This window comes from Clostridium neonatale (assembly GCF_001458595.1).
GTDB lineage: Bacteria > Bacillota > Clostridia > Clostridiales > Clostridiaceae > Clostridium > Clostridium neonatale.
Window position 1 is genome coordinate 811,534 of sequence record NZ_LN890328.1, and the last position, 12,274, is coordinate 823,807.

The 12,274-nt window shown below is 27.3% G+C and carries 7 protein-coding genes; all 7 read left to right on the forward strand.

Features of this window, described 5'->3' with window-relative positions; genetic code table 11:
• Positions 1 to 38 precede the first annotated feature (38 nt).
• The 7 genes from BN2920_RS10930 to BN2920_RS10960 all read left to right on the forward strand — a co-directional run bounded on the left by BN2920_RS10930 (position 39) and on the right by BN2920_RS10960 (position 10,370).
• Positions 39 to 1,778, forward strand: a complete 1,740-nt coding sequence (locus BN2920_RS10930; protein ID WP_058295040.1) for a DUF342 domain-containing protein — start codon at positions 39 to 41, stop codon at positions 1,776 to 1,778.
• Between the two features lie 272 nt (positions 1,779 to 2,050).
• Positions 2,051 to 2,800, forward strand: a complete 750-nt coding sequence (locus BN2920_RS10935; RefSeq protein WP_058295041.1) for an ABC transporter ATP-binding protein — start codon at positions 2,051 to 2,053, stop codon at positions 2,798 to 2,800.
• A gap of 3 nt (positions 2,801 to 2,803) precedes the next feature.
• Positions 2,804 to 3,721 (forward strand): SufB/SufD family protein, encoded by a 918-nt coding sequence (locus BN2920_RS10940; protein ID WP_058295042.1) that lies wholly within the window; start codon positions 2,804 to 2,806, stop codon positions 3,719 to 3,721.
• A 187-nt stretch (positions 3,722 to 3,908) separates the two neighbouring features.
• Positions 3,909 to 5,666, forward strand: coding sequence for a helicase-related protein (locus BN2920_RS10945; protein ID WP_058295043.1), 1,758 nt, complete (start codon positions 3,909 to 3,911; stop codon positions 5,664 to 5,666).
• A 283-nt stretch (positions 5,667 to 5,949) separates the two neighbouring features.
• Positions 5,950 to 7,683, forward strand: coding sequence for an ABC transporter ATP-binding protein (locus BN2920_RS10950; RefSeq protein ID WP_058295044.1), 1,734 nt, complete (start codon positions 5,950 to 5,952; stop codon positions 7,681 to 7,683).
• 326 nt (positions 7,684 to 8,009) lie between these two features.
• On the forward strand, positions 8,010 to 9,341 hold the full coding sequence (locus BN2920_RS10955; RefSeq protein WP_058295045.1) for a D-alanyl-D-alanine carboxypeptidase family protein: 1,332 nt from the start codon (positions 8,010 to 8,012) through the stop codon (positions 9,339 to 9,341).
• 225 nt (positions 9,342 to 9,566) lie between these two features.
• Positions 9,567 to 10,370: a Cof-type HAD-IIB family hydrolase gene (locus tag BN2920_RS10960; RefSeq protein WP_058295046.1), complete on the forward strand. Its 804-nt coding sequence runs from the start codon at positions 9,567 to 9,569 to the stop codon at positions 10,368 to 10,370.
• Positions 10,371 to 12,274: the final 1,904 nt, after the last annotated feature.

Sequence of the window (12,274 nt, forward strand, 5' to 3'; positions counted from 1 at the left end):
TGATAAAAACGAAAGATTTTATATTGGGGGAGTATTAGATGAGCCTTGAAAGAGGAATAAAAGTTGTCAATGGTAATATAATTTTTCAAAATGATTGTAGTGATGAAAAGTTTACAATTAAGTCAAGAAAGTATATTAATTTATTCATAAATGATGAACTTTGCAAACAATTTGAAGAAAACGTAGTAACTAAAGATGATAAAATACACTATACCCTTGAAAAGTCAGAAGCTAAAAGGGAAATAAATATATTTATATCTGAAGATAAAATGAAAGCATATGTCAGGATAGAGTATTTACCAGAAATAGAATATAAGCTTAAGGATAAAGCATCGTTTATTAATTTGGCTTTATCAGTAGAAGAAGTAAGTAGAAAATATCCACCTAAGTATACTGTAGATGAAGTAAAAAAAATTCTTAAAGAAAAGAATGTGATTTTTGGCATTAAAGAAGCAGCATTGGAAAAAGCTATTTTAGGATGTAATGAAGAACTATTAATAGCTGAGGGAGAGTATCCCATACAAGATGTACCAAGTGAAGTGAAATTACTTTTTTCGCCAACAGAAATGCACTTTCCTGATCCAGAATCAAGTGAAACTATAGATTATAAAAATTTATTTAGAATATCTAATGTACGAGAAGGTGACAAAATAGCTGAAATAATTCCAGAGACCATAGGAAAAGATGGAAAGAACATTTTTGGGGAAATTATCAAAAAAAATTATGTTAGATTAACACCTATTACAGCTAACAAGGGATGTAAAATAGAAGAAAATGATATAATAGCCACTATAGATGGAAAGGCTCATATATCAGGAAGAATTGTAACTGTAAATCCAGTATTTACAGTTGAAAGTGTTAATATGGAAACATGTAATATAAATTTTTATGGTGATATTGAAGTATATGATAGTGTTAATGATCATATGGATGTTAATGCAGGCGGATCTCTTGATGTAAGCAATAACGTAAATGCTTCAAAGGTAGTTACAGGTGGGGATATAACTATACTTGGTAATGCTATAAGTTCTAAAATATTATCCGGACAGATTGATATAAGAAAAAAAGAATATGCTGATGTTTTGACTTTATATAAAGATATGATAAATGATATTATAAAAACTATAAGGCTTCTTCAGGCGAAAACCACAGCATTTGGAGCAAAGGATTTTATACAAAATTTAACTGAAGATAAATATAAAGATTTTCAAAAAATAGCATTAAAATTAGTAACTTTAAATATTAAAAATGAAACAAAAGGATCGGAATTAATAGAATATATAAAGGAAAAAGTTTTGGGATATAACATATTAAAGATGAAATCTTTAAATGACCTTACTATTCTACTTAATATTTTAGATAACGAAATAGAATATTACGATAAAAATAGCATTGTTCCTCTTGATATAAGAATTTCGTATTGTCAGGATTGTGAAATTAAATCTACTGGAAATATAATAATAAGTGGAAAAGGCGAATTTACATCAAAGCTAACTGCAATGAAAGACATAATGTTTACTAAGCCTGATTCAGTAGCAAGGGGTGGAATAATTTCAGCTGGAAATAGTATAGCAGCAGGAATTGTAGGAAGCAGAGCAGAAATTCCAACGACTCTTATAGTTCCAAAGGAAGGGAAAATAAGTGCAGTATTAGCATATCGAAATACAACATTTAAAATAGGAAATGTGTCTGCTAATACTGAAAGAGAATATGAACATGTACAGGTGTTTTTTAACAAAAAGACAAGACTAATAGAATTTCATGAGGATGCATTTTAAAAAGAAATCTCTAAATATTGGGATTTCTTTTATTTATTTAAGTTACTATATTCCTTTGAATTTATATTAAAAAAACTAAAGTACATAGTTATAGTGGAGATTTTTTATTAGTCATTTACATGATTGGCAATTATATTATCATTATGATATTATAATACAATAGAATATTTTCTAATAAATATAATTTTAGGATTGAATAATAAACTAAGGATAGAAAGGAGATAGTTACCAATAAGTTATATATTAATATTTAAAATTGGTGGCGAATAAGTGTGCTAGAACTAAGAAATATTTGTTTTGAAGTCCAAGAAGAAGGCTTCACTAAAAAAATTCTAAAAAATATTAATTTAAATATCGATAATGAAAAATTTGTCGCAATTACAGGTCCAAATGGTGGTGGAAAATCAACTTTAGCAAAAATAATTTCTGGAATTAAGATACCTACAAGTGGAAAAATAATATTTAATGGTAATGATATAACAAACATGAGTATTACAGAAAGAGCCAGATTAGGGATAAGCTTTGCATTTCAGCAACCAGTAAGATTTAAAGGGATAACAGTTAAAGAGCTCATTACTCTTGCAAGTGGGAACTCTGGATGCAAATGTAATACTTCAAACATAAAATTTGAAAAAAGTCCATGTGATTATTTATCAGAAGTAGGACTGTGTGCAAAAGAATATATAAATAGAGAAGTCAATGCAAGCCTTTCTGGAGGAGAATTAAAAAGAATTGAAATAGCAACTATTTTAGCAAGAAAAACAGAGCTTTCAATATTTGATGAGCCAGAAGCAGGAATTGATATATGGAGCTTTAATAATATGATAAATGTATTTGAAAAAATGCGTAAAGATATTAATGGATCAATCTTAATAATTTCTCATCAGGAAAGGATACTAAATATTGCAGATGATATTATAGTCATTGAAAATGGACAAGTAAAACAGAGTGGTAAAAAGTATGAGATTTTACCTAAGTTACTTTCAGCAGCAGATAGTTGCAGATTTTATAAAGGAGAATAAACTATGGAAGAAATGCAAAAAAACTTATTAAGTGAAGTATCAGGCCTCCATGGTATTCCGGTTGGGGCATATAATATAAGAGTGGATGGTCAGGCTCTTAGCATGAATTCTACTGCTAATATTGAAATTGTTAAAAAGAAAGATAAAAGTGGAATAGATATTTATATTAAACCAAATACAAAAAATGAAAGTTTACATATTCCGGTGATTTTGACACAGACAGGTCTTAAAGAGGTGGTATATAATGATTTTCACATTGGAGAAAATAGCGATGTAACTATAATTGCTGGATGTGGAATTCATAATAGTGGAGATAAGGAATCTGAGCATGATGGTATACATAGCTTTTTCATAGGGAAGAACGCTAAAGTTAAATATGTTGAAAAACACTATGGTGAAGGTGATGGAAAAGGGCAAAGAATATTAAATCCAGTTACTATAGTTGAAATAGATGAAAATGGATATATGGAAATGGATACTGTTCAAATTAAAGGTGTAGATTCAACTAAAAGAATTACAAAAGCTAAGTTGAATGAAGGCGCTAAAATAGTAGTAAAAGAAAAAATTATGACTCATAGAAATCAATTTGCAGAAACAGGATTTGAAGTTGAGCTTAATGGAGATAATAGCAGTGCACACGTTACATCACGTTCTGTTGCAAAAGATAATTCTAATCAAGTATTTTTAGCTGACATTAAGGGAAATGCTAAATGTACTGGACATAGCGAATGCGATGCAATAATTATGGACAATGCAACAGTAAAGGCTATTCCACAAATTCTTGCAAATAATGTTAATGCAAATCTTATTCATGAAGCTGCTATAGGTAAAATTGCAGGAGAACAATTAACTAAACTTATGACTCTTGGACTTACTGAAAAAGAAGCAGAAGAATGGATAGTTAATGGATTCTTGAAATAGAATATATTAAAATAAAATGATTTCTGATAATATTACAGAAATCATTTTTTATTTATTGGATATGTAAATAAAGTAATACATAAAATAAGCTAAATAAATTTATATATTTAGATATAATATATAATGAAGAGTTTATTATATAAGTTATATTAATACTAGCTACTAAAAATATAAGGGGTGTCAACATATGGGTAATAATGCAGCTATACGTGAATTTAAAAAGTATAAAAGTCAAATACATCAAATGAAAGAAGTGGCAGAGCACTCAAAGCCAGGAGCTCTTATAGAGCAGGAAAGTGCAATAAGAAAAAAGCTAAAAAAGCTAAAAGAATTTGAAAAGACAGGATTAAAAGACTTTGATGAAGTTTATGAATCGTATGAAGAGCTTTTAGAGTATGTATCAGAAAAGATGCTTAAAGATTATAATAAAAAGAACAATACTGAATTTGATTTCTTTGATGTTGTAAGAGGAAATTATAATAGTTTTCAGAATGTTGGAATAATGGCACTTCTTACAAAAATTCATATACCTAAACTTATCAGTCAGGAATTTGAAGAAAAGTTTCCTGCTAATCCTAAAGATGAATATTATCAAGCAAGACATATGAAAAGAAAGTTTTATATTCATTTAGGTGATACAAATACAGGTAAAACATACAATGCAATAGAGCGTTTAAAGACAGCTAAAAAAGGTGTATATTTATCGCCACTTAGAATACTTGCATTGGAAAATTTTGAAAAGCTCAATAATGAAGGAATTGTATGTGAACTATTAACTGGTGAAGAGGAAATTTTAAAAGAAGGTGCTACACATACATCTTGTACAATTGAAAAAGTAAACTTAAAAGAACATTATGATATAGCTGTCATTGATGAAATTCAAATGATAAGTGATCCGTTTAGAGGAATGGCATGGAGTAAGGCAGTTCTCGGACTTAATTGTGATGAAATTCATATTTGTGGAGCAGCTAATAGTAAATATATATTAGAAACAATATTAAATGACTGTAATGATGAATATGAAATAAAAGAATATAAAAGAAGTATTCCATTAGAGGTTGAATATAAGAATTTTAGATATGAAGATATACAAGATGGTGATGCCATTGTAGTATTTTCTAAAAAAAGAGTACTTGAAATAGCAAAAGAGTATTCAGATAAAGGTATAAAAACAAGTGTAATTTATGGGGACTTACCGCCAGAAGTTAGAAAAATGCAATATGAGCAGTTTGTAAAGAAAGAAACTAAAGTACTTGTAACAACTGATGCTATTGGCATGGGAGTAAATTTGCCAATCAGAAGAATTATATTTATGAGCATAAAGAAGTTTGATGGAGATGAAATAAGAGAACTTACATCACAAGAAATAAAGCAGGTAGCAGGACGTGCAGGTAGAATTGGTATATATGATGTTGGATATGTTGCATCCGTTTCAGGAAATGCAGAAATTATAAAATCTAAGCTTGAGAAAGAAGATAAGAGAATAGAAGCAGCAGTAATAGGACCATCAGAAGCAATTCTTCAAATAAAAAGTTTACCATTGAATGAGAAATTGGCTCTTTGGAGCACTAGAGAAGAGAAACTTGATTATTATACAAAAATGGATATAAGTGAATATATACTAATATTAGATAAATTAAAAAGGTATAAATTAAGTGAAGAAATACAATGGGATTTATTAAAAGTTCCATTCGATGTAGCTCGTGACGATTTAATGGAAACATTTTTAAATTATGTAGATGAGATTTTTGTAAATAAGCAAAAAGAGCTATTTAAGCCAGAATGTTATTCTGGATATCTAGAAGAACTTGAAATTTATTATCAAAAAATTAACATGTATTACTCATTTTCTAAAATATTCAATTTAAAATTTGATATAGACTGGGTTTATGATGAAAGAATAAAAGTAAGTGAAGAAATAAATGAAATTTTAGTCACGATATAATGATTTTAGGCAGCAAACTATAAATGTAGTTTGCTGCCTAAAATAGTTTCTTAAAAGATATTATATTATTATTTACAGTAAAAAATTGATTTTTTGAAACAATTATAATAGAAGTAAGGATGGTTCGTTAAATTGTTAATTTTTATAAATTATAACAATACTATATCTACTAATGTTAAGATTTATATGCATTTATTAAGAATAAAATATAAAAACATGCATCATATATTTTTTAAAATATAATTATTGGTGAAGTATTTTAATTTTAATAGGAGGAATTTATGTGAATGATGTTTTTATTAAGGACAAACCATCGAAAACTTTAATAAATTTGTATAAAGGAAATTATATTAAATTATTAATAGCACTAATATTTTTTATTATAAAAAGTTCTCCTGTATGGATAATGCCAATTGTTTTATCTAATATAATAAATTTAATTAGTAATTCTTCAGGAAATAATACAAATAAATTAATATTAAACATTGGTATTATGGTAATTTTAATTATTACAAATATCCCCACTAATTTAATATGTGCTCATTATAGAAGCTTAGCTATAAGAGATGTTGAGTCTAATATAAGATGTGATTTGGTTAGTAAATTGCAAATTTTATCAATTCCTTATCATAAGCATCTGCAAGTAGGAAAACTTCAATCAAAAATATTAAGAGATGTAGAAGCAATTACTAATTTATCTAAGCAGCTAGGGATTACAGTACTACCTATAATAATTAGCATTTCTGTGACTTTTTCTATAACTATTTTTAAGAATAAATATGTTGCCTTATTTTTTTTAGGGGCAATACCAGTAGCATTTTTTATAATAAGCATATTTGGAAAGAAAATAATAAATAAGAACATGCAGTTAAGAATAAATATGGAAGATATGTCTTCAGCAGTATCTCAAATGGTTGAAATGATACCGATAACAAGAGCGCATGCATTGGAAAAATTAGAGATAACAAGAGTTGACAATAAAATAAATAAGGTTAAAAAGATTGGATACAACGTAGATATATTGAATGAATTTTTTGGCTCATGTGGATGGGCTTCTTTTCAGATAATGCAGCTTGGATGCTTGATGTTTACATCTTATCTTGCATTAAATAATAAGATACAAGTAGGAGATATTGTTCTTTATCAAAGTTATTTTACTTCACTTTTAGGAGAAGTAAATGCACTTATTAATGTTTATCCTGATTTGGCTAAGGGATTTGATTCTATTAATTCTGTTTCAGAAATATTATTAGCAGATGATATAGAAAAAAATAAGGGAAAAACTAAAGTTAAAGATATCAATGGAAATTATAAATTTAATCATGTGTACTTTAAATATGATGATGGTGAGAATTTAGTATTAAATGATTTTAATCTTGAAATAAAAAAGGGTGAATGCATAGCATTTGTTGGAGAATCAGGTGGAGGAAAAACCACTTTGCTAGATCTAATTATAGGCTTTATAAAGCCTATAAAAGGTACTGTTTTACTAGATGGACAGGATATGCAGTTAATTAATTTAAGAGATTATCGAAAACATATTGCAGTAGTACCTCAAAATACAATGTTATTTTCTGGAAGCGTAAAAGAAAATATAACTTATGGTGTAAATGTAAGTGAAGAAAAATTAAATGAAATTTTAGAAGCGTCATGTTTAAGCGATGTTATATGTAAACTTCCAGATGGACTTAATACAAATGTAGGAGAACATGGAGGAATGTTATCTGGTGGACAGAAGCAGCGTATAGCTATAGCAAGAGCACTTATTCGTGATCCAAAAATCATAATACTTGATGAAGCAACTTCAGCATTAGATATTCAAAGTGAAGTTCATGTTCAAAAAGCGCTTAAAAATTTAACAAATGGAAGAACGACATTTATAGTTGCACACAGACTTTCTACAATTAAAGATGCAGATAGAATCATTGTGATTAATAATGGAACTATTGCAGAAGAGGGAAGTTATGAAGAACTAATAACTAAAAAAGGTGATTTTTATAATTTAATAAATAATTAATATATATGTTGAAAATCGAAATCTACATTAAATGTACAGTACGTATACTCAAGTATTGAATAAATCATATTGCAACATATATATAATAAAAAAGTCTTAGATTATTTCTAGGACTTTTTTATTATATTACTATACTACTTAGATTTTATAAGGAATAAATACTGTTAAATTTTAAGCACTGAATATTAGCAATTTAATTAAAAATTTAATTATAGAATATATCTTTATAAAAATTTTAAAATAATTGTAGAATATAAAAAATATTTATGATAACTTTAATAAGGATAATTTATTTTACAAAAAGATAATTTGATACGGAGATACTTATGATAAAAAAGATAAAATATTTAGTTATACTATTATTTTTATTTTGCAGACCTGTATATGGTGAAACCATTATTCCAGAAATAAATGCACAAGGTTATGCTGTAATTGATGCCGAGAGTGGCCAAGTTCTTTTTGGAAAAGATATTGATACTAAATTTGAGCCAGCATCGACAACAAAAGTAATAACAGCATTAATAGTACTTGAGAAAAGTGATTTATATGAAGAGGTTACTATAAGAGAAAATTTTACTGATATAGATGGTAGTGCTATAGGATTATTAAAAGGAGATGTAGTTACTGTGTATGATCTTCTTTTAGGCTTAATGTTGGAATCAGGGAATGATTGTGCCAATGCACTAGCTTATCATGTTTCGGGGAGTATTGAAGAATTTGCAGAGCTTATGAATGAAAAAGCAAGAGAACTCGGTGCAATAGATACAAACTTTAAGAATCCAAGTGGACTTCCAGATGAAGAGCATTATACAACGCCTAGAGATTTAGCATTATTTTTGAGAGAAGCTATAAAGAATACTGATTTTATAAATATTGCAACCACTGAGAATAAGACAATATCAATGATTAATAATTCAGAAAGAACATTAACTGTAAACAATAAAAATTATTTAATTAATAAGAATTCAGAATTTTATTATGAATATGCTCTTTGTGGAAAAAGTGGGTATACAATGAGAGCAAATCATACTTTCCTTGCGGCAGCAAAAAAGGATGGGAATACTTTAATTGGATCATTTTTAAAAGCAAGTGATAAAGAACAAAATTATAAAGACATGAAATCTATTTTTAATTATGGATTTAATAACTATTCTTTTATTGATCTTTATAATACTAATGAAAAGGTAGCTACATATTACATAACCAACAACGAAAGAATACCTCTATTTGTGAATGAAACAATAAAGTATGTTACTGAAAAAGGTAATGAAGACAATTTAAATTACAATTTAAAGATAAAGGATGATGATTTAAGTAATAAATCATTTAAAAAAGGTGAAAAAATATTAGATGGAACTATTTATGTAAATAATCAAGAATACATAGATGTTGATTTATATGCAGGTGAATCAAGAGATCTTAGAATAAGTTCAGAAAGTTCTAGTGATATAACAAAAACTACTCATAAAGAAGAAGTTAATGAAAATAAAGAAGAAAAAAATGATAGAAGTAATTTTGCTAAAATAGGTATATTAGGGATAATGGTTTTTATAGCACTTAGAATTAGAAGAAAAATTATATTAAAAAGGATTAAACGTAAAAAAATGTTAATGAGAAAAAAAAAGATAATGAGAAATATTAATAAAAGAAAAATATAAATTTATATAATAATTAAGAAGCTGTATCAATATGAGCTTAAAAGAAGAATACATGATGATAATAGCTTCTTTTATTTATGTTATTTTTTAGTTTTTTATGATGTTGAGAAATATATAGAATATAATATATAATAAAAGCAATAAATTAATAAGCAATATTATATAAATTAGAGATAGAAAAGCAGATTTTAAAATATTAAACAAGTAAAGAGAAAGAGGACGCATATGAAAAATAAATTTGATGGATATGTTATTTTTAGTGATTTAGATGGAACATTATTAAATGATAATAAAGAAGTATCAAAAGAAAATAAAAAAGCGATAGAATATTTTATAGAAAATGGCGGAAAATTTTCAATTGCGACAGGAAGGGCAATTGATTCTGTTAGTAAGTATATTGAAAGTGTAAAAACGGACTTACCTATAATTACTTATAATGGGGGTACTATTTATGATTATAATAAAAAGAAAATTATAAGTGAAAAAGTTTTAGATAAAGATAAAAAGGCATTAGCTTGTAAAATAGCTGATGATTATGAAAATATAGGGGTAGAAATATATGTTGGTAAAGACGTATATGTACTTAAAGATAATGGTATGTCTGACAGACAGGCAACAAGATTATTGAATTTAAAATATGATGTTCCAGAAAACATTTTTAATCTAAGTTGGAATAAGATTACTACTGTAGGTAAAATTGGATTGATGGATGAAGTTGAAAGTGAATTTTATAATAAATATAAAACAAAAGCTATAAGAAGTGGAGAATGTTTTGTAGAAATAGTACCAGATAATGCATCAAAGGGAGATGCATTAAATGAAATAATTAAAACTTATAACTTGGATAAGAAAAAAGTTATATGTGCTGGAGATAATATGAATGATTTGGAGCTTCTAATGGAAGCGGGAATATCATTTTGTCCTGAAAATGCATCAAACGAAGTAAAGAAATATGCTAATCATATAACTGTAAATAATAACGAGCATATTATACCCAATATTATAAAATGGATTGAAACAAATCTTTAAAGGAAAAGTCTTAGATGATTATGTATTTGATATGAATGAAGGCTTTCATAAGCTTGTAATATTCTTTTAAAGTTATATTATTAATATTGCAATAATAATTAAAATGCAGTAAAAACAGGTGGATTTTGAAAAAGTAATAAATCCTGAAAAAAGGGAAGTATAAATAGTATTATTAAAATAAGGGATGTCTAATTAAAATTTGTAAGTGAGACAGTCCCTTATTTTTTTATTATTAAAGTTAGAGAATTAAAAAGTATATTATCTACTGAAAAGCTGGAAAAATTCTTTGAAGTACATCCATAAGTTCAGGATAAAGTGCTAATAACTCTTTATTTAGCTTCTTAAGGTTACTAAAATATTCGTGAATTTCATTATTTGAACAGTATTTATTACTATTATTATAATCTGCTTCCCATACTTAAAGGCCTAAAAATGGATTTGCAGTTCCAACATATAATTTATTTTCACTGCTCACAAGAAGAGTTCTTCCGCCATAATTATTAGGATCATTTAATCCATCTAGGATTACTGGACTGAAATTTAATCCATCTTTTGAAGTGTAAATGTCAAATCCTNAAAATGGATTTGCAGTTCCAACATATAATTTATTTTCACTGCTCACAAGAAGAGTTCTTCCGCCATAATTATTAGGATCATTTAATCCATCTAGGATTACTGGACTGAAATTTAATCCATCTTTTGAAGTGTAAATGTCAAATCCTTTTGGATAATTATATTTACAAAGAAGTTTATAAATTTTCTTATAGGAATTTAAAAGTCTATTATAGTTCTCATATCCAAAATTCTTTATATAATCTTCTTTGTTATATTCAAAGCCTGTTATAAAAGTTCTTATATTAGTTGAACTGTCATAAGTTGTTATAACTAAATTACCTTTAAATTCTTTAATCTGCCATCCATAAACATTAAAGAAATTATTAAAACCTGAATTAAATCCAGAAAGACTTTTATTTCTTACGCCAGTAGATGGACACGAAGGTATAATAGGTTTGCCTCCAACGACTATTTCCCAGCAGTCATTTTTATCAATTCTAATTAAGTCAAAGCTTAGTGGGACGAATAAGGATAAAGGAAATCTTTTTGTAACAGCAACATATAAATGATCTTTAAATACTCCAGTAGACATTATATTTGTATTTAATGCATCACCAAAACCTTTATAAGCAACTAAAGTCCAGTCATTGTTTTTAGGATTGCAGTTATTTGATCTCCAAACTTCTGCACCATCTGAATTTCCAATACTTAAATAAAGCCTATTATTAAAAACACTAAGATCATCAATTCCACCAATTGGATTATTATTGGGAATAAATCCCTTGAACTTTGGGTTTATAACTAGCTTAAAAAGTTCAAATTCAGGATCTTTACTTGAATATAAATAAGGGACATTTCCTCCAATTCCTTCTTCAAGAGTTGCCATATATAATTTTCCATTAAAAGATGCAAATGCTCTTGAGCTTGTTCCTGAAACATTAGAAGTATTTATTTTTTTCCAATGAACACCATCAGTGCTTTTGAACACATAAACTTTTTCGCCCATAGAAGCAGCATAAATGGCACATGAGTTGTTTGATTTATGAGTTATCATTGCTCTAAATCCATAAATTTTATCTTTCGAACTGGCTTTAAATACTTTTTCCCATGGACATGATCCATCCTTTTTATATCTCCAGATTTCTGCATTGTTATCTGAACCTGTTACAAGTGATGGAGCAAGGTTTGGACTTTCTGTAAAGGCAGTGGTAAGTGATGAAATCATATTTCTTGAAGTGCCTACATATATATAATTTCCAAGCTCAGCCATGGACCATGCATAGCTATTTTGCCTGGAATTTTTTAAATTATTTATGTCAATACCATTAGTTTCTGTTATTTGTTTAAAA